The sequence below is a fragment of the Streptomyces niveiscabiei genome (assembly GCF_033794345.1).
Classification (GTDB): domain Bacteria; phylum Actinomycetota; class Actinomycetes; order Streptomycetales; family Streptomycetaceae; genus Streptomyces; species Streptomyces niveiscabiei.
Genome location: NZ_JARAYJ010000003.1, coordinates 209,428 through 233,829 on the forward strand (window position 1 = coordinate 209,428; position 24,402 = coordinate 233,829).

18 protein-coding genes are annotated in these 24,402 nt (G+C 70.7%); 11 read left to right on the forward strand and 7 right to left on the reverse strand.

The annotated features are described in order from the left end of the window. The first annotated feature begins 37 nt into the window (after positions 1-37). The 5 genes from PV682_RS05330 (at position 38) to PV682_RS05350 (ending at position 6,195) form a co-directional block, all read left to right on the forward strand. The gene (locus PV682_RS05330) at positions 38-1,099 is read left to right on the forward strand and encodes an ATP-binding protein (RefSeq protein WP_319724530.1); all 1,062 of its coding nucleotides are present in this window, start codon (positions 38-40) and stop codon (positions 1,097-1,099) included. Then, on the forward strand, positions 1,096-2,892 hold the full coding sequence (locus tag PV682_RS05335; protein WP_319724532.1) for a vWA domain-containing protein: 1,797 nt from the start codon (positions 1,096-1,098) through the stop codon (positions 2,890-2,892). The genes PV682_RS05330 and PV682_RS05335 overlap by 4 nt, the downstream gene beginning before the upstream one ends. 71 nt (positions 2,893-2,963) lie before the next feature. Next, entirely contained in the window at positions 2,964-3,389 is a 426-nt protein-coding gene (locus PV682_RS05340) for an OsmC family protein (protein WP_010358016.1), read from the forward strand. A gap of 152 nt (positions 3,390-3,541) precedes the next feature. After that, on the forward strand, positions 3,542-5,389 hold the full coding sequence (gene dnaK / locus PV682_RS05345; RefSeq protein WP_319724534.1) for a molecular chaperone DnaK: 1,848 nt from the start codon (positions 3,542-3,544) through the stop codon (positions 5,387-5,389). Between the two features lie 74 nt (positions 5,390-5,463). Further along, positions 5,464-6,195 (forward strand): rhomboid family intramembrane serine protease, encoded by a 732-nt coding sequence (locus PV682_RS05350; RefSeq protein ID WP_319724535.1) that lies wholly within the window; start codon positions 5,464-5,466, stop codon positions 6,193-6,195. 73 nt (positions 6,196-6,268) lie between these two features. Here PV682_RS05350 and PV682_RS05355 read toward each other — a convergent pair whose 3' ends face one another. Together PV682_RS05355 and PV682_RS05360 are read right to left on the reverse strand one after the other, a co-directional pair. After that, complete coding sequence (locus tag PV682_RS05355) at positions 6,269-7,132, reverse strand: helix-turn-helix domain-containing protein (protein WP_109362138.1); 864 nt, start codon at positions 7,130-7,132, stop codon at positions 6,269-6,271. Between the two features lie 198 nt (positions 7,133-7,330). Continuing rightward, positions 7,331-8,158 carry a helix-turn-helix domain-containing protein gene (locus PV682_RS05360; protein ID WP_319724538.1) on the reverse strand — a complete coding sequence of 276 codons (828 nt, stop codon included), beginning with the start codon at positions 8,156-8,158 and terminating at the stop codon, positions 7,331-7,333. A gap of 128 nt (positions 8,159-8,286) precedes the next feature. Between PV682_RS05360 and PV682_RS05365 the strand changes: the two genes are divergently transcribed. From PV682_RS05365 to PV682_RS05375, 3 genes are all read left to right on the forward strand, one after another. Beyond that, entirely contained in the window at positions 8,287-8,592 is a 306-nt protein-coding gene (locus tag PV682_RS05365) for a 4a-hydroxytetrahydrobiopterin dehydratase (protein ID WP_319724540.1), read from the forward strand. 1 nt (position 8,593) lies between these two features. Further along, on the forward strand, positions 8,594-9,337 hold the full coding sequence (locus tag PV682_RS05370) for a class I SAM-dependent methyltransferase (protein ID WP_319724542.1): 744 nt from the start codon (positions 8,594-8,596) through the stop codon (positions 9,335-9,337). Between the two features lie 74 nt (positions 9,338-9,411). Then, on the forward strand, positions 9,412-11,301 hold the full coding sequence (locus PV682_RS05375) for a rhamnogalacturonan lyase (protein ID WP_319724544.1): 1,890 nt from the start codon (positions 9,412-9,414) through the stop codon (positions 11,299-11,301). An 80-nt stretch (positions 11,302-11,381) separates the two neighbouring features. Here the strand turns inward: PV682_RS05375 and PV682_RS05380 are convergent, their stop codons facing one another. The 3 genes from PV682_RS05380 to PV682_RS05390 all read right to left on the reverse strand — a co-directional run bounded on the left by PV682_RS05380 (position 11,382) and on the right by PV682_RS05390 (position 17,439). After that, positions 11,382-11,672: an SCO0607 family lipoprotein gene (locus tag PV682_RS05380; protein ID WP_319724545.1), complete on the reverse strand. Its 291-nt coding sequence runs from the start codon at positions 11,670-11,672 to the stop codon at positions 11,382-11,384. Between the two features lie 88 nt (positions 11,673-11,760). After that, positions 11,761-14,409 carry a cellulose binding domain-containing protein gene (locus tag PV682_RS05385; RefSeq protein WP_319724547.1) on the reverse strand — a complete coding sequence of 883 codons (2,649 nt, stop codon included), beginning with the start codon at positions 14,407-14,409 and terminating at the stop codon, positions 11,761-11,763. A gap of 114 nt (positions 14,410-14,523) precedes the next feature. Further along, a complete protein-coding gene (locus PV682_RS05390; protein WP_319724549.1) occupies positions 14,524-17,439 on the reverse strand; it encodes a glycoside hydrolase family 48 protein in 2,916 nt (971 codons plus the stop codon). Between the two features lie 428 nt (positions 17,440-17,867). Here PV682_RS05390 and PV682_RS05395 point away from each other — a divergent pair, with 428 nt between their 5' ends. From PV682_RS05395 to PV682_RS05405, 3 genes are all read left to right on the forward strand, one after another. Next, positions 17,868-19,589: a glycoside hydrolase family 6 protein gene (locus PV682_RS05395; protein ID WP_319724551.1), complete on the forward strand. Its 1,722-nt coding sequence runs from the start codon at positions 17,868-17,870 to the stop codon at positions 19,587-19,589. Positions 19,590-19,748: 159 nt separating this feature from the next. Next, positions 19,749-20,654: a class I SAM-dependent methyltransferase gene (locus tag PV682_RS05400; protein ID WP_319724553.1), complete on the forward strand. Its 906-nt coding sequence runs from the start codon at positions 19,749-19,751 to the stop codon at positions 20,652-20,654. A 70-nt stretch (positions 20,655-20,724) separates the two neighbouring features. After that, a complete protein-coding gene (locus PV682_RS05405) occupies positions 20,725-21,420 on the forward strand; it encodes an SDR family oxidoreductase (protein ID WP_319724555.1) in 696 nt (231 codons plus the stop codon). A gap of 49 nt (positions 21,421-21,469) precedes the next feature. On the opposite strand, the gene PV682_RS05410 is transcribed toward PV682_RS05405, so the two are convergent. Beyond that, a complete protein-coding gene (locus tag PV682_RS05410; RefSeq protein WP_319724557.1) occupies positions 21,470-22,306 on the reverse strand; it encodes an aldo/keto reductase in 837 nt (278 codons plus the stop codon). Between the two features lie 95 nt (positions 22,307-22,401). Further along, complete coding sequence (locus tag PV682_RS05415; RefSeq protein ID WP_319724860.1) at positions 22,402-24,228, reverse strand: AMP-dependent synthetase/ligase; 1,827 nt, start codon at positions 24,226-24,228, stop codon at positions 22,402-22,404. Positions 24,229-24,402 lie beyond the last annotated feature (174 nt).

Here is a 24,402-nt window from a genome sequence, read left to right on the forward strand (position 1 = left end):
GCTGCGAACCTTCACAGCGCCCACCCACACTGTCCCCGTGCAAGCAGCCGTCACCATCACCCCCGCCCGCCTCCCCGAACTCCTCCTCGGCCTCGCCACCGTGCGGCCGGTGTTCGTGTGGGGTGCGCCAGGCATCGGAAAGTCCTCCCTGGTACGGGAGTTCGCCGCCTCGCTGGGCCTGGAGTGCGTGAGCCTGCTCGGGACACAGCTCGCCCCGGAGGACCTGATCGGCGTGCCGCAGATCCGGGACGGCCGCTCGGTGTTCTGCCCGCCGGAGACGATCGCCCGCGACGAGCCGTACTGCCTGTTCCTGGACGAGCTGAACGCGGCCACCCCCGACGTGCAGAAGGCGTTCTACTCGCTGATCCTCGACCGCCGCATCGGCACCTACGAACTTCCCGAGGGGGCGATCGTCGTCGGCGCCGGGAACCGCGCCACCGACAACGCGCTCGCCCGCCCCATCGCGTCCGCGCTGGTCAACCGCCTCGCGCACGTCCACCTGGAGGTGTCGGCGAAGGACTGGCTGGCCTGGGCGGCGGGCGCCGGCATCCACCCGTGGATCCTCGACCACCTCACCGACCGCCCCGACCACCTCTGGTCCAAGCCCCCGAAGACCGAGGAGCCGTTCTCCACGCCCCGCTCCTGGCACATGCTCTCCGACGCCCTGCACTCCTTCGGCCAGGGCCTCGACGAGCAGACCCTCAAGGTCCTCGCGCACGGCACGCTGACGCCCGCGCACGCGACCGCGTTCTGCGGGTACGTCAAGATCGTGCGCAGCCGCTTCGGCATCGAGGCCGTGCTGCGCGGCGACGCCCGCTGGCCGCACCGGGTCGAGGACCGCGACCTGCTGTACTTCCTCGCCGAGTCGTTCCGCGAGCGCCTCGTGAAGGAACTCCCCGCGAACAAGGAGCACATGTCGGCGAACGGCCGCCAGACCGCGTACCGCGCGAAGGCGCTGCTCGTCCAACTCGCCGAGATCTCCGTGGAGATCGCCCAGGGCGTCATCGCCTCCGACGCCGACGGCAACCCGCTCCTGCCGTCCTGGTTCCTCGTCGAGGCGGCCCGCGACATGCCCCGGCTCGTCGAGGCGCGCCAGTGAGCCGGGGCGGGCGGCAGAAGAAGAAGCGGGACGTCGCCGGGGAGGCGTTCGCCGAGGGGATGCGGCTGATGCGGGCCAACCCGGCGCTCGACTCCGTGCCGCTCAGCACCTGTCGGCACGAGGACTGCCTACTCGCGCCCCACGACGGCCTGTTGCGCGTCCTGTCCGACGGCGTCGCCCACGCCCACCCCGCCCGGCACGCCGAACCCGCCGACTGGGCTTGGGCATTGGCGCACGCCGCCCTCCACCTCGGCTTCGGGCACGTGCCCGCCGAGCGCGGCGAACGCGTCCAGCCCGACCGCTTCGACCTCGCCGCGCGCTGCGCCGTCGTCAACCGGTTCCTGCTCACGTTCCCCGTCGGCCGCACACCCGAGGACCTTCCGCCCTCCTATCCCGACGGAGACGAGGAGCAACTCGCCGCGCGCTGGCGGCGCGAGGGGATCCCACCCGCCTACGACCGCCTCGGCACGGCCGGCTCAGAAGCCGATCAGGCGCTCGTCACCTGGGGCGACAAGTACCGGCAACCCCCGGACTGGCAGCCGGAGTTCGCGCAGGCCCTCACCCGTACGATGAGCGCCGCCCTGGACGTCGCGGGCGGGCGGCGCGACAGCGTCACCGGCGAGCGGGAACCCCTGCGGCCCTGGCACCGCGCGCTGAGCTGGTTCGTCTCCTCCTACCCCCTGCTCGGCGGCATCGCCTCCGGCATCACCCTCGTCGCCGACGCCGAACTCGCCCGCGCCCACGGCATATCCGTCGCAGCCGTCGACGCCGGGGCCGGGGAGATCTACGTCAACCCGCTGTGCCAACTGGACGACGAGGAATGGCGGTTCGTCCTCGCGCACGAGATGCTGCACGCCGCCCTGCGCCACGGCGACCGGTGCGGGCCCCGCGACCCGTACCTCTTCAACGTCGCCTGCGACTACGTCGTCAACGCCTGGCTGCGCGAGATGCAGGTCGGCGTCATGCCCGAAGGGAGCCTGTACGACGCCGGGTTGGCCGGGCTGTCCGCCGAGGAGGTGTACGACCGGATCGCCGGCGACCTGCGGCGGATGCGGCGCCTGGGGACCCTGCGCGGGAAAGGGCTCGGCGACATGCTCGGCGGGCCCCTCGGGGCGCCCCGCGACCACGTCGACCTCGACGAGTTCTACCGGCGCGGCCTGTGCCAGGGCTTCGAACTCCACGACCGGCAGCAACGCGGCTTCCTGCCCGCCGGGTTGGTCGAGGAGATCCGGGCGCTCAGCCAGCCGCCGCTGCCGTGGGACGCGCGACTCGCCCGCTGGTTCGACGAGTTCGTGCCACGGCCCGAACCCCTGCGGACGTACTCCCGGCCCTCCCGGCGGCAGGCCGCCACCCCGGACATCCCGCGCGCCGGACGGTACTTCCCGCCCGAGGAGGTCGCCCGCTGCACGTTCGGCGTCGTCCTCGACACCTCCGGCTCCATGGAGCGGACGCTGCTCGGGAAGGCGCTCGGCGCCATCGCCTCGTACGCCGAGGCCCGGGACGTGCCCGCCGCACGCGTCGTGTTCTGCGACGCCGCGCCCTACGACGCCGGGTACCTGCCCGTCGCCGAGATCGGCGGACGGGTTCGCGTGAGAGGGCGCGGAGGGACCGAACTCCAGCCCGGGATCGACCTGTTGACCCGTGCCGGGGACTTCCCGAAGGGGGCGCCCGTACTCGTCGTCACCGACGGCTGGTGCGACGTACTGCGCGTGCGACAGGAGCACGCCTACCTCCTTCCACAAGGGCGTCGCCTGCCGTTCACCCCACGAGGGCCGGTCTTCCACATGCGGTGAACCGGAGTGTGATCGGATAGGGGTACGCGGCCCCGGTACCGGGACCGATGTGACAGCGAAAGGGATTCAACGTGGCCACCACGCGCACCGCACACACCGTCTGGGAAGGCAACCTGGTCGAGGGGAACGGCACCGTCGCCTTCGACTCCTCCGGCATCGGCTCGCAGGCCGTGTCGTGGCCGTCGCGCGCGGAGGCCGCGAACGGGAAGACGAGCCCCGAGGAGCTGATCGCCGCCGCGCACTCCAGCTGCTTCTCCATGGCGCTCTCGCACGGCCTCACCGGCGCCGGGACCCCTCCCACCCGGCTGGAGACCAAGGCCGACGTCACGTTCCAGCCCGGCACCGGGATCACCGGGATCCACCTCACCGTCCGCGGTGAGGTGCCCGGCCTCGATGCCGAGGGCTTCGCCGCGGCGGCCGAGGACGCGAAGAAGAACTGCCCGGTGAGCCAGGCGCTCGCGGGGACGACGATCACGCTGACGGTCGAGTCGGCCTGAAACAGGGCGTAAGCGGTTACTGCCGTTCGCCGGCGCGCGGGATTCCTTCGGGACCCGCGCGCTTCGTCGTACGGAGACAAGGCCCCCTTGACAACCCTCCGCTCAAGTTTTGTGCTGGAGAGTCCGAGGCACCCGGACGGAAGGGGACGGCGATGGGACGGCCGGTCGGGATCGATCTGGGCACCACCAACTCTGTGGTGGCCGTGCTGGAGGGTGGGGAGCCGACCGTCGTCGCCAATGCCGAGGGGGCGCGGACCACGCCTTCCGTGGTCTCCTTCGCCAAGAACGGGGAGGTGCTGGTCGGGGAAGTCGCCAAGCGGCAGGCCGTCACCAACGTCGACCGGACCGCACGGTCCGTCAAGCGGCATATGGGGGACGGGAGTTGGCGGTTCCCTGAGCAGGGCGACATCGACGGGACGCGGCTGCGGGCCCAGGAGCTCTCCGCCCGGGTGTTGCAGAAGCTCAAGCGGGACGCGGAGGCCTACCTCGGCGAGGACGTGACCGACGCCGTCATCACCGTGCCCGCCTACTTCGACGACGCGCAGCGGCAGGCGACCAAGGAGGCCGGGGAGATCGCCGGGCTGAAGGTGCTGCGGATCATCAACGAGCCCACCGCCGCCGCCCTCGCGTACGGGCTCGACCGCGGCGACGAACAGACCGTGCTCGTCTTCGACCTCGGCGGCGGCACGTTCGACGTCTCCCTGCTGGAGATGGGCGACGGCGTCATCGAGGTCAAGGCCACCAACGGCGACACGCTGCTCGGCGGGGACGACTGGGACCAGCGGATCGTGGAGCACCTCGTCAAGCGGTTCACGAGCCAGTACGGCGTGGACCTCGGCAAGGACCGGATGGCCGTCCAACGCCTGCGCGAGGCCGCCGAGAAGGCGAAGATCGAGCTGTCGTCGTCGACCGAGACCACCGTCAACCTGCCGTACATCACCGCGTCGGCGGAGGGCCCGCTCCACCTGGACGAGAAACTGACGCGGACTCAGTTCCAGGAGCTCACCGCCGACTTGCTCGACCGCTGCCGCACGCCGTTCCACCAGGCCGTCAAGGACGCGAAGGTGCGGCTCTCGGCGGTCGACCACGTCATCCTGGTCGGCGGATCGACGCGGATGCCCGCGGTGACGGACCTGGTGCGGGAGTTGACCGGCAAGGACCCGCACAAGGGCGTCAACCCGGACGAGGTCGTCGCGCTCGGCGCCTCGCTCCAGGCCGGCGTGATCCGCGGCGACGTGAAGGACGTCCTCCTCCTCGACGTCACCCCGCTGTCCCTCGGCATCGAGACCAAGGGCGGCATCATGACGAAGCTCATCGAGCGCAACACCACGATCCCCACCCGGCGTTCGGAGATCTTCACGACCGCCGCCGACAACCAGCCCTCCGTCGGGATCCAGGTCTACCAGGGCGAACGCGAGATCGCCGCGTACAACAAGAAGCTCGGCGTCTTCGACCTCACCGGCCTGCCGCCCGCCCCGCGCGGAGTCCCGCAGATCGAGGTCGCGTTCGACATCGACGCCGACGGGATCATGCACGTCTCGGCGAAGGACCTCGCGACCGGCCGCGAGCAGAAGATGACCGTCACCGGAGGCTCGGCGCTGCCCAAGGACGCCATCGACCGGATGATGCGCGACGCCGAACAGTACGCCGACGACGACCGCAAGCGGCGCGAGTCCGTCGAGACCCGCAACCAGGCCGAGCAACTCGTGTACCAGACCGAGAAGTTCGTCCGGGAGAACGAGCGAAACGTCCCTGCGGAGACCCGCGCGGAGGTGACCGCCGCGATCGACGAGGTGAAGACGCTGCTCCAGGGGGAGCCGGACACCGCCGAGTTGAGGGCCGGCGTGGAGAAGCTGTCCGCCGTGAGCCAGCGGATGGGGCAGGCGATGTACGCGCGCGCCCAGGAGACGGACGGGCCGCCGCCCCGGCCGGAGGACGAGGGCGTGGTGGACGCCGAGATCGTCGACGACGAACGGGACGGGAAGGGCGGAGCCGCTTAGCGAAGACACGGGTGGGGAAAGTGCCCCGCACCTGCGTACAGTGGCCGAAAGAGGTACGGACAGGGGGAGTGGTCATGGCCACCAGAGAGCAGGCCGGCGCCGAACAGATGATCGCGGAGGCGCGCAAGGCGTTCTTCGTGATGTTCGCCTTCGTGGCCGTCGTCTGGGCGATCCAGCTCGCCAACTTCGCCGACGACTACGGCCTCTCCCGCGACTACGGCATCGTCTCCGGCGACGCGGGCTCCCTCACGCACATCCTCACCGCGCCGTTCCTGCACTGGAACTGGGCCCACCTGGAGAGCAACTCGGGCCCGCTGTTCGTCTTCGGGTTCCTCGCCGCCTACCGGGGCGTCGCCAAGTTCCTCGTGCTGTCCGGGCTGGTCGCCGTGGTCAGCGGCATGACCGTCTGGCTCTTCGAGGCCGACCGGGTGTCCACCGTCGGCGCGAGCGGGCTCATCTTCGGTTACTTCGGGTACGTCGTCGTACGCGGCCTCTTCGACCGGCACCTGATCGACAGCCTGATCGGCGTCGTCATGGGCGCGTCGTTCGCCTACCTCCTCACGGTCGCCGTCCCCGGCACGCCCGGCGTGAGCTGGCTCGGCCACCTCGGAGGGCTCGTCGGCGGGCTGCTGGGGGCGTGGCTGCTGCGCGACCGCAGGGCCAAGGCGCCCAAGAGCGGGCCGGGCGCTCCCGCGACCCCCTCGGTGACCGGCGGGAGCGGCGCCAAGGGCGAACTCCCGGCGTCGCCGGCCGACGGCTCACGGGCCGACCTGCACAAGGAGCTCAAGGACCTCGGGCTGTTGTAGCAACCGGTTGCGGCAACGGCACGGCAACCGGTTGCTGCACCGTTGCCACGCCATTGCCGCGCCGTCTCCACGGTCAGTAACTGTCGCGGATCTCGCGCAGGATGTCCTGCGTACGCTGCGCCGACGCCGCGTGCGTCGTCATGTGGTCCAGGACTTCGAGGTGCGCCGAGACCTCCTTGCGGGAGTCCAGGTACAGCGCGCCCGTCAGGTACTCGGTGACGACCATGTCGGGGAGTTCCGGTTCGGCGAAGCGGAACAGGGAGAACGGCGCGTACGTCCCCGGATGGGGGCCCGCCGCGAACTCGGAGACCTGGAGCGTGACCCGGTCGCGCCGGCTGAACTCCAGGAGCTTGTCGAGCTGTTCGCGCATGACCGAGCCGTCGGTGCTGACCGGGCGGCGCAGCACCGTCTCGTCCATGACGCACCACAGGTGCGGCGGGTTGTCGCGGTCCAGGAGGGACTGGCGGGCGATCCGCAGCGTGACGTGCCGCTCGATGGTCTCCGGGGTGGTCTGCCCGACCGTCCCCGCCTCCAGGACGGCGCGCGCGTACCGCTCGGTCTGGAGGAGGCCCGGCACGAAGTGCGGCTCGTAGGAGCGGATCATCCGCGCCGCGCCCTCCAGGCTGACGTAGAGGCTGAACCACTCGGGCAGCACGTCGTGGAAGCGCTGCCACCAGCCGGGCCGGTTGGCGTCCTCGGCGAGCATGACGAACGCCGCCGCCTCGTCGCTCGGCACCCCGTACGTCTCCAGCAGGACCTGGACGTACGGGATCTTGAGGGCCACCTCGGCGGTCTCCATGCGGCGGACGGTGGCGGGCGCCACCCGCAGGGCGCGGGCCGCCTCCTCCCGGCCGAGGCCGGCCGTCTCCCGCAGCTCCTGGAGCCGTCTGCCGAGTACCACCTGGCCCACGGTGGGCGCGGGTCGCCGCTCACTCACGCCACGTCTCCCCTACGCGTCGAGAACTGTGTGCAGTGTGTCATGTTCCGGTGTGCGTCTCACGGGTGCGAAGAGAGAAACAAGGGCGAGACTGTGGGTGCATGATGTGTGACATATCGTACGCCTCTCGGGTGGCCTGTGACATGTCACGGACCGTGGTTTTACCTTTCCGGTGCCTGTCCATGTCTTGACGGACCATCAGGAACCTATCTCCTGAAGGTACTTAGCGGTCGCCGGGTCGGCCGGCAGGAGCGTTTCCACGGCCAGTTCGGCGACCGTCACGTCCGTCGGGGTGTTGAACGTGGAGATCGACGACACGAACGACAGGGTCCGGCCCTCGTGCGTGATCCGCAAGGGCAGCGCGAACACCGGGGTGTCCGGGGCGGGTTCGGTGTCCCGGGGTTCTTGGGGCGCCGGGTACGCGGCGACCTCGTCGTACAACTCCCGGAGTTCCGGCGAGCGTTGCAGGGCCAGCTGGCGTTCCATCTGGTGCAGGAGGTGGGCGCGCCACTCGGGGAGGTTGCGGATGCGCGGCGCGAGGCCCTCCGGGTGCAGGGTCAGGCGCATCGCGTTGAGCGGGGGAGCCAGGAGGGTGTCCGCGACGCCGTCCAGGAGCATCGTGATGCCCCGGTTCGCGGCGACGACCGTGTAGGCGCCGTCCACCACCAGGGCCGGGTACGGCTCGTAGCCCCGCAGGAGCCGCTCCAGGCCCGCGCGGACTCCGGCGAGCGCCGGGTCGTCGAGCGGGGTCTGCGCGTAGCGCGGGGCGTAACCCGCCGCCAGCAGCAGGGCGTTGCGCTCGCGCACCGGAACCTCCAGGTGCTCGGCGAGCCGCAGCACCATGTCCTCGCTCGGCCTCGAACGCCCCGTCTCCACGAAGCTGATGTGCCGCGCCGAGGAGTCCGCGCGCAGCGCCAGCTCCAGCTGGCTGACCCTGCGGTACTCCCGCCAGGCGCGCAGCAGAGGCCCGACGCCCTGCCCGGGGGTGGCGGAAGGGGGCTCGGTGCCGCTCGCGACAAGGGTCATGCGGATGACCGTATCCGAACGGCCGTACGGGGAAACCGGTTGCGCGAAAAGGGTGAGCGCACCCGTCGGCAACCGGTTGCTGCTGGCAGGCTGGGAGGACGCCGTACGTCCACGCGAGGGAGTCCGCCATGCCCGCCGAACCGCTGTCCGAGAAGGAGATCGAGGAGCAGCTCGCCGCACTGCCCGGCTGGGCCGTCGAGGGCGGTGCGCTCGGCTGCCGCTACCGGTTCTCCTCCCACTTCGCCGCCACCGCCTTCGTCGTCCATGTCGCCCGTATCCAGGACGAGTTGAACCATCACTCCGACCTCACCCTCGGATACGACACGGTCACCCTGGCCGTCCGCACCCACGACGCCGGGGGCGCTCTCACCGCCCTCGACTTCCAGCTCGCCCGGCGGGTGCGGGAGTCGGCGGTCGCTCACGAGGCGCGCTGAATTGCTCGACTACGACAAGGAGGCCGAGCGGTACGACGCGTTGCGCGGCGGGGAGCCCCGGGCGCGGGCGGCTGCCGGTGCCGCGCTCGGACTGATCCCCCGAGAGGCCCGCTCCCTCCTCGACCTGGGGTGCGGAACCGGCATCGTCACCCGCCGGCTCGCCGCCTCCCGGCCCGGGCTGAGGGTGACCGGCGCGGATCTCACCTACGGGATGGCGCGGCACGCGGCGGCCCGCCTCCCCGGCGCGATCGTGCTCGCGGACAGCCGCCGACTGCCTTTCGGGCAAGCCCGGTTCGACGCGGTCACCAGCATCTGGCTGCTCCATCTGCTCCCCGCCCCCGACGACGTCCGCCGTACCGTCGCCGAGTGCGCGCGGCTGCTGCGGCCCGGCGGGGTGTACGTCACCACGGTCGACAAAGGACCCTCGCACAATGTGGGCAGTGACATCGACGCCGTCCTCGCCGGGCGTCCCGCGTCGCCGGTGCCGGACCGGGCCGAGGTGGTCGAGGGGTACGCAGCCGAGGCGGGGCTCACCGCGGTGGGCGAGGCGAGGTTCACCGGGCGGGGGCAGGGGCGCAGCCCGCGCCGGACCATCGCCGACCTCAGGCGGGGCTGGTTCATGACCCTGCCGCCGGGCCACCCCCTCGCGGCCGGCTTCGAGGAGCGGCTCGCCGCCCTGCCGGACCAGGAAAGGCCGCGCCCCGACCCGGAGTTCACGCTGAGGGCGTTCAGGAAAACCCGCTAGGACCCGGCAACTCCCGTACCCCCGGCGGCGACTGACACCAGAAGCCGTCCGTCCTTCCGGGAGGTACCCCCACCATGCAGCACCCGCACCGAAGGAACCACACCCCCACGCACACCCCCCGCCTCAGACACCGCCTCGCCCTCCTCACCGCAACAGCCCTCGCCGCCACGGGACTTGTCACCCTCGCCCCCCACCCGGCCACCGCCGCCACCGCCCGTCAGGTCGAGGCCCTCGACCGAGGCGTGGTCAGTGTCCACACCGACGCCGGGAACCTCGTCAGCTGGCGGTGGCTCGGCACCGACCCGGGCGACGTCTCGTTCAACGTCTACCGTGCCGGAACCAAGGTCAACTCCAGCCCGGTCACCGGCTCGACGAACTACTTCCACGCCGGGGCGCCCGACCAGGCCGACTACACGGTCCGCGCGATCGTCGGCGGCGTGGAACAGGCCGACTCCGTGCACGCGGTGCAGTTCCGCACCGGCTACAAGGACGTTCCGATCACCCCGCCCGCAGGCGGCACGACCCCCGACGGCGTGGCCTACACCTACGAGGCGAACGACGCGTCCGTGGGCGACCTCGACGGCGACGGCGCGCTGGACCTCGTCCTCAAGTGGCAGCCGACGAACGCGAAGGACAACTCCCAGTCCGGGTACACCGGGAACACGATCCTGGACGGCGTGAAACTCGACGGCACCCGCCTGTGGCGTATCGACCTGGGCCGCAACATCCGTTCCGGCGCGCACTACACGCAGTTCCAGGTGTACGACTACGACGGCGACCGCAAGGCCGAGGTCGCCGTGAAGACGGCCGACGGCACGGTCGACGGCGGCGGCACGGTGATCGGCAACTCCGGCGCGGACCACCGGAATTCGAGCGGGTACGTGCTGTCGGGGCCGGAGTACCTGACGATGTTCAACGGCCGGACCGGACGCGCGATGCAGACCGTCGACTACGTCCCGGGGCGCGGCACGGTCTCGTCCTGGGGCGACTCGTACGGCAACCGGGCGGACCGCTTCCTCGCGGGCACCGCCTACCTGGACGGCGCCCGGCCCTCGCTGATCATGGCGCGCGGCTACTACACGCGCACGGTCATCGCGGCCTGGGACTGGCGCGGCGGCGCCTTCACGCGCCGGTGGACCTTCGACACCACCTCGTCCACCAACTCCGGCAAGGGGTACGACGGCCAGGGCTCGCACAGCCTCTCCGTCGGGGACGTCGACAACGACGGCCGGGACGAGATCGTGTACGGCGCGATGGCCGTCGACGACAACGGCAGCGGGCTGTGGACCACGCGGACCGGCCACGGCGACGCGCAGCACCTCGGCGACCTCGACCCCTCGCACCCGGGCCTGGAGTACTTCAAGGTCTCCGAGTCGACGTCCCAGCCCGCCGAGCTGTACATCAACCCCGCGAACGGCACGGTCGACTGGCGGCTCGCCGCCTGCTGCGACAACGGGCGCGGTGTCGCCGGCGACATCTGGGCCGGCAACGACGGCGCCGAGGTCTGGTCGGCCTCGGACACCTCGATCCGCGACGAGGCGGGCGCAGCGAAGGGCCGCGAGCCGTCCTCCGTCAACTTCCTGTCCTGGTGGGACGGCGACCCCGTCCGCGAGCTCCTCGACGGCACCCGCATCGACAAGTACGGCACCTCGTCGGACACGCGGCTGCTGACGGGCTCCGGCGTCCACTCCAACAACGGCACGAAGGCGACCCCCGCGCTGTCCGGCGACATCCTCGGCGACTGGCGCGAGGAAGTCGTCTGGGCGACCTCCGACAACCGGGCCCTGCGGATCTACTCGACGCCGTACGAGACGTCCACGAAGATCACGACGCTGCTCCACGACACCATGTACCGCACGGGGCTCGCCTGGCAGAACACCGCCTACAACCAGCCCCCGCACCCCAGCTTCTTCATCGGCGACAAGATGCCGACGGCGCCGAGGCCGACGGTGTACACGCCGTGACCCCGCGCTAGTCCGGCACCTGTGCCGAGGCGGGCCGCTCCCACGAGAAGCGGCCCGCCTCTTCACAGTCCTGCAAAAGCTCACTGCACCGAAGGCGCCGGAATTTCCTTGCCGTTCTCGTCCAGCGTCCGCGTCTGCCAGTACGTGTCCCACTTGTCCCCGACCTTCTCGGGAACCTTCCCCTCCGGGTAGCGCGCATAGCCCTTGTCGGGCTCCTTGCCGTCCGCGAAGCAGGCGCTGCCCGCGCCGCTCACGGCCAGGGCCGGGTACTCGCCGTCGGAGCAGATCGACTCCTCGATGGAGCAGCCGGTCAGCAGGGTGCCGGCCAGCCCGGCGAGGACGAGCAGCGGCAGAAGGCGGTGGCGTGACATGGCGGGCTCCCTGGTCGGTGGATGCGACCAGCCTGCCAAAGACGCCACCGCCCTCTCATGAGTAGCCGTACTCATCCGTGATGGGCGATCAGACCACCGTGCAGTTCTGGTCCCCCACCTTGAAGGCGGCCGGTTTCCCGTTCGTCCCCGACCAGCTCCCCGTGAACCCGAAGCTCACGGACGACCCGGCGGCGACCCCGCCGTTCCAGCCGACGTTCTTCGCGGTGACCGCCGCCCCCGACTGCGTGTACTCGGCGTTCCACATCGCCGAGACGGCCTGGGAGTTGGGGAACGACCACCCCAGCGCCCACGAAGTCCACGCCGACGTACCGGTGTTGGTGAGTTTCACGTCCGCCTGGAAGCCGCCGGACCACTGGCCGGTGATCGTGTAGGCGACCGAACAGGCCCCGGCGGGTTCGGGATCGCCGCCCCCGCCGCCGCCCCCGCCCGTGTCGGACGTGTCTCCGTAGATCACGCCCCGCCCGTTGGTGGACACGTACACCCGCCCGTACACCCGGGGATCACCGGTGATCGCCGCCCCGGTCCAACCCCACTGGTGCGCGTCGTCGTTGACCCGGACCCAGCTCGCCCCCTTGTCCGTGGACCGGAAGATGCCCCGCACCCCGCCGATCTTCGCGCTGGTGAAGAGCGTCTGGTACGAGGCCCCGCTCGCCGCCTTCCCGAACCCGATGGTGTCGGCCTGTTCGACGTTCGACAGCTTCGTGAAGGTCGCCCCGGAGTCGGTGGAGTGCCACAGCCCGTACGCCGAGCCGGCCGCGCCGCCCGCCAGCCAGATGTCGCCCTTCACGCCGGGCACCGCCTTGAAGCGGACGCTGTCACCGGCGGGCAGGCCGGTCGCGGCGGACGCCGTGAAGGTCGCGCCGCCGTCCGAACTGACGTAGAACGTGCCCGACTTGAAGCCGTAGAACGTCCGCGCGTCGACGCGGTCCGATTCGACGATCGCGCCGGCCGGGATACCGCCGGCCGCCTGCCAGGACGTACCGAACCCGGTCGTGTACTGCACGCCGGTGCCCGCCGGGGACCACACGAAGCGGCTGCCGTCGGAGGACGCCGCGACCGTGCCGCCGCCGCTCACGCCCGAAGGGTCCGTCCCGGCGAACCAGTTGGCGCCGTTGTCGGTCGAGAAGGCCACGTGCGGACCGGAGTCGAGGTCCCCGACGCGCACGAACGTGTTCGGGTTGGTCTCGGCGAAGTCGAGGCTCGTGGTCGTCGTGAAGTTCGGCTGCGTGAACATCATCGGCGGTACGGCCGTCAGGCTCGTGTGCCGGAACCCGCCGATGTCACCGAGCGCGCTGACCAGCGGGGCGCCGGACGGTGGCGAGGCGAGGTCGTTGACGGCCGTCTCCTCCAGGCCCCGCGCCATCGGCTTGACGGTGAACTGGCCGCCGCTGTCCCAGTTCCCGAGGTTCTCCGTGCCGTAGACCGTCGCGCCCGTCCCGTACATCATCCGCGCCGAGTCGAACGGGTCGATCTCCAGCGCCTCGGTCATCCAGCCCAGTTTGGGCGTCTGCTCGGGCGGCGCCGGGTTCGCGCCCCAGGTCAGCCACGGTGACGAGGAGACGTCCATGGTGAAGCGGTTCGCGCGGTTCGGGTACGACGTGTAGTCCCACGCCTTCGTCCAGGTCGCCCCGGAGTCCGTCGAACGGAAGATCTGCGTGTCCGGCCACCAGGAGCTGTACGCGGTCGCCATGACCGTACCCGGCTTCTGCCGGTCGACGGTCAGGCCGCTGAAGCCGTAGTAGGTGTCGGCCTCGGCGACGGGGCTGATGTCCGTCCAGGTGCCGGTGGCCGTCGCGTACCGCATCAGCCGGCCCTTGCCGCCGTCGTACGGGCCGCCCTTGTCGCTGTACGCGAGGTACAGGCTGCCGTTCGCCAGCACGCCTTTGTGGGGGAGGTAGCCGGTCGGCTGGCCGGTGAGGCGGGACCAGGTGGCGCCCGCGTCCGTGGAGCGGTAGACGGCGTTGTCCTTGTCGGCGACGCCCACGTAGATCGTGCGGGTCGCGTTGCCGGCCGTGCCCGTCGACTCGTCGAACGTGACCCAGACGACGCCCTGGTTGTCGCTCGCGTACCCGCTGGTGTCGGTCGGATCCTGCACGTAGTTGCCGGCGTTGGGGAACGCCGTCACCTGCGACCAGGTCACCCCCGAGTCCGTCGAACGCCACAGCCCCTTGCCGCTCGGCGCCGCGAGGTACAGGACGCTGTTGCGGTTCGGGTCGACGGCGAGCCGCTCGCCCATGCCGCGGCCCGGCATGTTGCCGCCCAGCTTGAACGGCAGGTCGGTCTTCTGCCAGGTCGCGCCCCGGTCGCCGGAGCGCAGCACCGCCCCGTTGCCGGGGTCCCAGCTGTTCGTGTACGTCCCTACGGCCGCGTACACCTTGTTCGCGTCGACCGGGTCCGCCGCGATGCTCGCGACCCCGGTGTGGCCCCAGTCCGTCCAGCCGACCGAGTCCAGCAGCGGCGTCCAGCTCTTCGACGACTCCTGCCAGCGGTAGGCGCCGCCGATGTCGGTGCGCGCGTAGGCCAGGTTCTTCTCCTTGCGGCTGAACACGATCCCGGGGACGAAACCGCCCCCGTCGATGCGCGCGTTCTTCCAGGTGTACGACTCCGCCGCGAGCGCAGGCTCGGCGTCGGGGGCGGTGGCGAGGGCGGGTGGGGCGCCCGCGAGCAGTCCGGCGCCGAGCGCCAGCACAGTCGTGAGGATGCGGGTTCTTCGCACGGTGGGGGTTCCTTCCTCGTGCTGCCATGTGCGGGAAGAAAACAGGTACGACCGGGCGACCCCCTGTGCGGGTGGGGGTCGCCCGGTGTTGATACACGGAGCCTCAGCGGGGACTTATTCGAGCAGCTCCGCGTACGAACCCAGGGCCAGTGCGATGTCGGCCTGGGCCCAGAACCGGTGGTAGGTGAACGTCGGCGCGGCTCCACCCGCGAGATAGGCCTCGATCTTCGACCAGTTGGGGTCGTCCTCGTAGAAGGAGCGCAACGAGGCGAACGTCGAGGAGGAGTTGATGGTGTCGCCGTTGGGCATCTTGCCGGTCCAGCCGCTCGGGACGTACACGCTGTCGTCGAAGCGGTTGTAGTCGGCCCGGGTCTCCGGGAGCGCGATGCCGAGGCTGTCCTGGTAGTGCGACCACATGCCGTCCAGCAGCGCCTTGGCGACCGTCTTGGCCTCCGTGTCACCGGACTTGGCGGCGTAGTAGGTCAACGCCCGTGCGTACGCGCCCGCCACGCCGACGTCGTTGGTGTAGTCGACGACGTTGACGTGAAGTCCCGTGTTGGCGCCCGGACTCGACGCGTTCCAGGTGTCGGGCTGGCCGGACCAGGCGAGCGTGGCCGGGAACCGGTAGGTGCCGTCGGGGTTGACGGTGGTCTGCGACAGCGCCCAGTCCACCCACTTGTCGAGGACGGCCTTGGCCTGCGCGTTGCCGGTCTGCTGGTAGTACTCGGCGACCCGCTCCATGGACCACGCCTGGAACCCGAACCACTGGTTGGACGGCGGGTCGTGGTAGACGGGCTGCTGGTCGTAGTACATGCCGTAGAAGGTCGACTTCCCGGCCGGGGGAGTGGCGTACCGCCCCGCCCAGCTGTTCGTCGCGCCACCGGCGATGGCGCCCTCGTCCGACTGGAGCCAGCGGTAGAACTCCAGCTGGCGGGTGAGCGAGGTCGCCCAGTCCGCCGACCCCGTCGCCGACTTGGGCTTCAGCGGCGCGTACGAGCTGAGCGCGTACGCGGCCAGGGGGTTCTGGTAGCCGCTGTGGCTGTGGCTGGAGCCGATCCGCCAGGCCCAGCCCGCCGAGGTGTCGGTCGCGCCGCCCCAGGCGTAGTACCAGGACATCAGATAGGCCGAGGAGTTCTTGCCGGACCCGGCCGGGCAGGCCGACGGACCGACACAGTTGCCGATCTTCTTGAAGTACTTGTCGTACATCGAGTACCGCAGATAGTCGCCCATCTTCGCGGCCTTGCCGACGGCCGCCGAGACGTCGGCGCCCTTGCCCTGCTGCTTGGCCCAGACGTCCGCCCAGTACGCGGCCTGCACGGCGCGCGCGTCGGCGTCGGGGGCGTTGGTGAACTTCCACTGCTTCGCGTAGGAGTTGTCACCGGTGAACAGGTCCAGGTACCCGTTCGTGCCGCCGTACTTGAACTGGTCGCAGGTCGGCTGCGGGATCGTCTCCCACACCGATTCCTGCGCGCCGCGCTGGAAGGTGTTGATGTACGAGGGACCCGTGTCGGCGGGACCGGCCTCGCACTTGCCGGGCGCGTTGCCGTAGCCGTAGACGTTGTCCACGTCCTGGAGCCAGTGCATGCCATAGATGTCGTCCGTGCCGTACGCGGACTTCAGCTCGGCCGCGATCGGGTCCTGGCCCACCGAGACGGACGTGTCCAGGCGCGCCGGGTACTCGTTCGGGGTGTCCAGCTCGGGCGCGTAGGTCGCCGGCTTGGACGCGTTGTAGAACGAGTTGGTCGGCTGGTCGGCGTGGGTGGGGATCATGTACTTCTCCATGAGGTCCCACGCGCCGTTGAACTTCGACCAGTCACCGGTGATCCTGCCGTACGTCGCCTGGAGCCACAGCAGGTAGCTGTACGCCTCGGACGTCGTCTCGTGGCCCTGGTCCGGCGCCTCGACGATCAGCGTCTCCACCGAGTGGTACGGGATGCCCTCCGGCGAGAAGTAGCCGTTCGCCGGGTTGGTGATCTTCCCGTACAGCTCCAGGAACCGGGCGTCGTACGTCTTCTGCCCGGCGATCTGGGTCGCCGTGACCGTCGCCTTCGCGAGGCCCGTCGCCGTCGAGTCGAACGCCGCCGCGCCGGTGCCGGTCGCGTTGCCGGTGATCGTCACCGTCTGCGGGGTGTTCCAGTTCGACGGGGTGAAGGTGAGCGAGGCGCCGCCGGTCACCGTCAGGCCGGTGTTGCCGGAGACGCGCGCGGTCGACACCGTCACGTTCGACGAGGGCTGCGTCGACAGCCGCAGCGTGTAGGTGCCCGTCTTGCCCTGCTGGACGGCGAGCTGGGTCACCGACGCGACGACCGCCGGGCCCGAGGCCACGGTGATGCCGACCGGCGTCGAGGTCCCGGCCGCGCCCAGGCTGTCGTACGCCTTCGCGACCAGGGAGTGGGAGCCGACGGCGAGGCCCGTCGCGGAGAACGTGTACGGCGCGGTGGTGTCCGTGCCGAGCAGGGTCGTGTCGTCGTAGAACTCGACCTTGCTGATCGTCGCGTTGTCCGCGGCGGCGGCCGTCGCCGCGAGCGGTACGGCCGTGCCCTGCGTGTAGATCGCGCCCGCGGTCGGGCTGGTCAGCACGGTGATCGGCGGCTGGTGCGCGCCGACGCAGGAGGTGCCGTTGATGGTGAAGTTCGTCGGCGCCGCGTTCGTGCCGCTGTACGTGAACTGGGCGCCCGTGCTCACGGCTGCGCCCGCCGCGATGTTCGCGTTGTACGTGGCGCTCTGCACGGAGACCGTGCTGCCGGACTGCGTCCAGGTGCCGTTCCAGCCGTTCGACAGCCTCTGGTTGCCGCTGTAGGAGTAGCCCAGCGTCCAGCCGTTGATGGGGTCGGTGCCCCGGTTGGTGATCGTGAGGTCGGCGGTGAAACCGCTGCCCCAGTCGTTCGTCTTGTAGTCGACGCTGCACTGGAGTGCCGCCGCCTGGGCGGTACTGGTGAGCGTACTCAGGGTGGCCAGCGGGAGCGCGAGGGCCGCCACGGCGGCGGTCCACAGGCGCCGCGTCCTTCGGCGTCTGCGTCGTGGGTCCATGTGCTGGTTCCTCCTTGCGGCTCGGGGAGTGCTCGGCGGAAGAAGTGGGGGAGGAGCAACAAGCCTTGAACCAGTGGGAGCGCTCCCATAGTGAGGATGGGGTTGTCGGGGGTCAAGGCTCTTGAAGAGTCGAAAAGATTCGACGGCCGTTGTTGAGGGAAAGTCAGTGACTCCCCTGTTCTTTACCGGGTCTTGCCGCTAGCTTCGTTGACACCAGTGGGAGCGATTCCATCAGTCGGTGCGTCCGTCTTGGCGTGCCTGAGCTGCAAGGAGTCGCTCATGCGACACCCCTCGCGTTCAGTACTTTTAGCCGTGGTCGAACCCGCCCCTCTCCGGATGCCGACCGCGCACGCCTGCTCCGGCGCACCGAACCTGATCGACGCGGTATGCGAAACACCCGCACCCCCGAAGAGAAGGAACCCGCACTCATGAGCCGTAGCAGAACAGCGATGCTCGCCGCCCTGGCGCTCGTCGCCGGCGCCTCCGGGACCGCGCTGGCGATGGTCCCGGACGCCGGTTCGATCGCCGCGATCCCGTGCACCGTCGACTACAAGGTCCAGAACGAGTGGAGCACCGGCTTCACCGCCAACGTCACCGTCACCAACAACTCGGCCGCCAAGTCGAGTTGGGCCGTGAAGTGGTCGTACGGCGGCAACCAGCAGGTCACCAGTGGCTGGAACGCGAAGGTCACCCAGTCCGGGACGGCCGTCACCGCCGCCAACGAGACGTACAACGGGTCCCTGCCGACCGGCGGTTCGGTGAGCTTCGGGTTCCAGGCGTCCTACAGCGGCGGCAACGCGCTGCCCGCGACGTTCACGCTCGACGGCGTCACCTGCAACGTCGACAGCGGCACCGGCGGCCCGACCGACCCCGGCACCCCCGGACCCGGCACCGGATCGCGCGTCGACAACCCGTACGCGGGCGCCAAGGTGTACGTCAACCCGGACTGGTCGGCCAAGGCGGCGGCCGAACCCGGCGGTTCGCGGGTCGCCAACCAGCCGACCGGCATCTGGCTCGACCGGATCGCCGCCATCACCGGCACGAGCACCGGCCGCGGCCTGCGCGCCCACCTCGACACCGCGCTCACCCAGAAGGGCAGCGGCGAACTCGTCGTCCAGCTCGTCGTCTACGACCTCCCCGGCCGCGACTGCTCGGCGCTCGCCTCCAACGGCGAGCTCGGCCCGACGGAGATCGACAAGTACAAGACGCAGTTCATCGACCCGATCGCCGCGATCCTCGCCGACCCCAAGTACGCCTCGCTGCGGATCGTCACCGCCGTCGAGATCGACTCGCTGCCCAACCTCGTCACCAACACGGGCAGCAGGCCCACCGCCGTCCCGGCCTGCGACGTCATGAAGGCCAACGGCAACTACGTCAAGGGCGTCGGCTACGCGCTCGACAAGCTCGGCGCGATCCCCAACGTCTACAACTACGTGGACGCCGGTCACCACGGCTGGCTCGGCTGGGACGACAACTTCGCCCCCACCGCCCAGATCCTCCACCAGGCCGCGACCTCCGAGGGCGCGACCGTCGACGACGTCCACGGCTTCATCACCAACACGGCCAACTACAGCGCCCTGAAGGAGAACAACTTCTCCATCAACGACAACGTCGCCGGCAAGTCGGTGCGCGAGTCGAAGTGGGTCGACTGGAACCGCTACACGGACGAGCAGTCGTACGCACTGGCCCTGCGCAACCAGCTGGTCACCGCCGGGTTCCGGTCCAACATCGGCATGCTGATCGACACCTCCCGCAACGGCTGGGGCGGCAGCGCGCGGCCGGCCGGACCCGGCCCGCAGACCAGCGTGGACGCCTACGTCGACGGCGGACGCTACGACCGCCGTATCCACGTCGGGAACTGGTGCAACCAGTCCGGTGCCGGGCTCGGCGAACGCCCGAAGGCCGCTCCCGCCGCCGGGCTCGACGCGTACGTGTGGATGAAGCCGCCGGGTGAGTCCGACGGCGCCTCCTCGGCGATCCCGAACGACGAGGGCAAGGGCTTCGACCGCATGTGCGACCCGACGTACACCGGCAACCCGCGCAACAACAACAACATGTCCGGCGCCCTGCCCAACTCGCCGCTGTCCGGGCACTGGTTCTCCGCCCAGTTCCAGCAGCTGATGCAGAACGCCTACCCGCCGCTCAGCTGACCTTCCCCGTCCCGTGCCCGCCGGACCCCGGCGGGCGCGGGACCCCAGCCGAGCCGGTTTTGCCGGTACGGCAATTTTTTGCGGTACCGGCAAGAGAAGTGGCCCTCTCCCGGTGCGGCGGCGCACGCTGTCGCCACCACCGAGGAGAGGGTGACCGACATGGCACACCAGCACCAGCATCACAAGAACGGGCACGCGCACGACCACGGCACCGACGGCGACACCGGCATCGACTGGGCCGCGATGTCCCAGCACCTGGAGTCCCAGGCCGAGTTGTACGCCCCCTGGTACGAGCGGGCACTCGCCTGGCTCGGCAAGGAGATCACCGAGCCCGGCCTGATCGTGGACGTCGGCAGCGGCCCCGGCGTCGTCACCGGCCTGTTCGCCGAGACGTTCCCCGGCGCCCGCGTCATCGCCGCCGACGGCTCGCAGCCGCTCCTCGACCGGGCCCGCGAGCGCGCCGAGCGCCTCGGGTACGCCGACCGGTTCGCCACCCTCGTCGGTGAACTCCCCGGCAGCCTCGCCGAGTTGGACTACCCCGCCGACCTGGTCTGGGCCGGCCGCAGCCTCCACCACCTCGGCGACCAGCGCGCCGCCCTCGCCGCCTGCGCGCAGCGCCTCGCACCCGGCGGCACCCTCGCGCTGATGGAGGGCGGCCTCTCCCCCCGCTATCTCCCCCGCGACCTCGGCTTCGGCCGCCCCGGTCTGGAGTCCCGCATCGAGGCGCTCAGCGCGGACTGGTTCGCCCGGATGCGCGCGGACCTGCCGGGCGCGGTGGCGGAACGCGAGGACTGGGCCGCCCTGCTGGCCTCGGCGGGCCTCCAGCACACCCGCGCCCGCAGCTTCCTCCTCGACCTCCCCGCCCCCGCCTCCGACCGTGCCCGCGCCTACGTCGTCGAACAGTTCACCCGCGTCCGCGACGGCATCGGCGAACACCTCGACGCGCAGGATCGGGAGACGGTCGACCGTTTGCTGGATCCGCAGGATCCGGGGAGCATCCAGCGCCGCCCGGACCTGTACGTGCTCGCGGCCCACACGGTGCACACGGCGGTGCGGCCGGCCTGACCGGCTTGACTTCGAGAGCGCTCGAAATGGTGAACTCCCTCTCGTTCACGCACCACACAGGGGGTACACCATGACTCGCGTAGCTCTCATCACCGGCGGCGGCAGCGGCATCGGCGCGGCCGTCGCCCGCCAGCTCCTCGCCAAGGACTGGAAGGTCGCCGTCACCGGCCGGGGCGAGGAGCGCCTCGCCGCCTTCGCGAAGGAACTCGGCGACCCGGAGGGCCTGTTGACGCTCCCTGGCAGCGCGGCCGAGTACGCCGACGTCCAGCACGCCGTCGCCAAGACCCTTGAGGTGTACGGCCGTCTGGACGCGGCCGTCGCCAACGCCGGTACGGCCACGCACGATTCCGTCGCCGAGGGCGACCCGGCCGGCTGGCCGGAGATGATCCTCACCAACGTGCTGGGCCCGGCCCTGCTGATCCGCGCCTCGATCGACGCCCTGAAGGAGACGAAGGGCAGGATCGTGCTGGTCGGCAGTGTCGCCGGGTTCGTCCACGGCCCCGGCAACCTGTACGGGGCGACGAAGTGGGCGATCACCGGACTGGCCGAGAACACCCGCCGCCAGGTCACGGAGTGGGGCGTGGGCGTCACCCACATCGCGCCGGGCCGCACCGAGACGCCGTTCTGGGACAGCTACGGGAGCCTGCCGCCCGGCCACCTCCTGACGGCGGACCAGATCGCCGACTCGGTGGTCTGGGCGCTGCACCAGCCCGAGGGCGTCGACGTCAACACCGTCGTCGTCCGGCCGGTCGGGCAGCCCGTCTGACGCGAAAGGGGCGGGACGCCGAACGTCCCGCCCCTCACGTCGCCCCAGGTCAGGCGAGGTTGAACTCCGCCGGGTCCGGGCCGATGCGCCGGTCCTCGTTCAGGGCGCTGATCGCCGCCAGGTCCTCGTCGTCCAGGGAGAAGTCGAACACCTCGATGTTCTCCTTGATCCGCGACGGGGTCACCGACTTGGGGATCACGACGTTCCCGAGCTGGAGGTGCCAGCGGATGACGACCTGCGCCGGGGTGCGCCCGTGCTTCTGGGCGATCGCGACGATCGCCGGGACCTCCAGGAGGCCCTTGCCCTGGCCGAGCGGCGACCACGCCTCGGTGGCGATGCCCTGCCGCGCGTGCACCTCGCGCAGCGCGTGCTGCTGGAGGTGGGGGTGCAGCTCGATCTGGTTGACCGCCGGGATCACCGAGGTCTCGGCGATGAGCCGCTCCAGGTGCTCGGCGGGGAAGTTGGAGACGCCGATCGCCTTGACGCGGCCGTCCGCGTACAGCTTCTCGAACGCCTTGTACGTGTCGAGGTACAGGTCCCGCGCCGGGGTCGGCCAGTGGATCAGGTACAGGTCGACGTAGTCGAGGCCCAGCTTGCCGAGGGACTCGTCGAACGCGCGCAGCGTCGAGTCGTAGCCCTGCTCGGTGTTCCACAGCTTCGTCGTGACGAAGAGGTCCTCGCGGGCCACGCCGGAGGCGGCGACCGCCTTGCCGGTGCCTTCCTCGTTGCCGTAGATCGCGGCGGTGTCGATGGAGCGGTAGCCGGCCTCCAGGGCGGTGGCGACCGCGCGCTCCGCCTCGTCGTCCGGCACCTGCCACACGCCGAAGCCCAGCTGGGGCATCTCGACGCCGTTGTTCAGGATGATCGGGGGGACCTTGCTGCTCACGCGCTCTCGATCCTTCGGTTGTCCGTCATGGGTGCTTCCATAGTCAACGATCACGGTACGCGGCGCATTCCTCGCGCCCGAAGCCGGAACCCGGCTCAGGACCGGTACAGCGCCTCGACCTCTTTCGCGTAGGCGTTCTCGATCGCCTTGCGCTTCAGCTTCAGGGACGGCGTCAGCAGGCCGTGCTCCTCGGTGAAGGGCTGCGCGAGGATGCGGAACGTACGGATCTGCTCGGCCTGCGAGACCAGCGTGTTCGCGGCGACGACGGCCCGGCGCACCTCGGCCTCCAGGTCGGCGTCGCGCACGAGTTCGGTGGGGGACAGGCCGGGTTTGTCGCGCATCCGCAGCCAGTGCTCGACGCCCTCCGGGTCCAGGGTGACCAGGGCGGCGACGAAGGGCCGGTCGTTGCCGACGAGGATGCACTGGCCGACCAGCGGATGGTCGCGCACCCGCTCCTCCAGCGGGCCGGGCGAGACGCTCTTGCCGCCGGAGGTGACCAGGATCTCCTTCTTGCGGCCGGTGATCGTCAGGTAGCCGTCGCCGTCGAGGGAGCCGAGGTCGCCGGTGGCGAGCCAGCCGTCGTGCAGGGCCTGGTCGGTGGCCTTCGGGTTGTTGAGGTAGGCGGGGAAGACGTTCTCGCCGCGCAGCCAGATCTCCCCGTCGTCCGCGATGTGCACGGTCATGCCGGGGATGGGCCGGCCGACCGTGCCGTAGCGGGTGCGGCCGGGCGGGTTCGCGGTGGCGGCTGCCGTCGTCTCCGTCAGCCCGTACCCCTCGTAGATCTGCACGCCCGCGCCCGCGAAGAACAGGCCGAGCCGCCGGTCCATCGCCGAGCCCCCGGACACCGCCTGCCGGACCCGGCCGCCCATCGCGGCGCGGACCTTCGCGTACACCAGCTTGTCGTAGATCTGGTGCTGCATCCGCAGCCCGGCGGACGGCCCGGGGCCCGTCCCCCACGCCTTCGCCTCCACGGCCTCCGCGTACGCGACGGCGATGTCCACGGCCTTCTCGAACGGCCCCGACCTGCCCTCGCGCTCCGCCTTGCGGCGGGCGGCGGAGAAGACCTTCTCGAAGATGTACGGCACGGCCAGGAAGAACGTCGGCCGGAACGCGGCGAGGTCGGGCAGCAGGACGGCCGCCTGCATCTGCGGCTGGTGCCCGAAGCGGACCTTGGCCCGGAGCGCGGCGACCTGCACCATCCGCCCGAAGACGTGCGCCAGCGGCAGGAACAGCAGCGTCGCCGGCTCGTCGCCGCGCCGGGAGCGGAAGATCGGCTCCCAGTAGCGGATCACCGTGTCCGCCTCGAACATCAGGTTGCCGTGCGTGATCACGCAGCCCTTGGGGCGGCCCGTCGTCCCCGAGGTGTAGATGACGCTCGCCACCGCCTGCGGGGTGACGGCCTCGCGGTGGCGGTGGACCACCTCGTCGTCGAGGTGCGCGCCGCCGTCGTACAGCTCCCGTACGACCCCCGTGTCGAGCTGCCACAGCTCGCGCAGGCGCGGGAGGCGGTCGATGACGGTGGCGATCGTCATCGCGTGGTCCTCGTGCTCGACGACGGCGGCGACGCATTCACTGTCGTAGAGCATCCAGAAGCACTGGTCGGCGGACGACGTCGGGTACACCGGCACCACGTGCGCGCCGATCGTCCACAGGGCGTAGTCGAACAGGGTCCACTCGTAGCGGGTGCGGGACATGATCGCGACGCGGTCGCCGAAGCGGATACCGCGCGCGAGCAGGCCCTTGGCCAGCGCGAGGACCTCGTCGCGGAACTCGGCGGCGGTGACGTCCCGCCACTCACCCCCCTCGTCGCGGCGTCCCAGCGCGATGTGCCGGGGGTCGTCCTCGGCGTACCGGAACACGGAATCGGCGAGGCCGCCGACGGGCGGGGGCAGCGCCAACGCAGGGCTGGTGAACTCGCGCAACCTCACACCCCGCTTCTTCCCGGCCGTTTTGCGCGGTGAAAGCTACCCCACGGGGACGAAGGGCGGGAGGGGGCCGAAAGCGGAGTGATGCTCCGATACGGGGTGGTCGGGGCGGGAGAAAGGTGCACACAGGGGAAGAGAACGGACAGAAAACTGACGGTTCGGTAAGTTTCG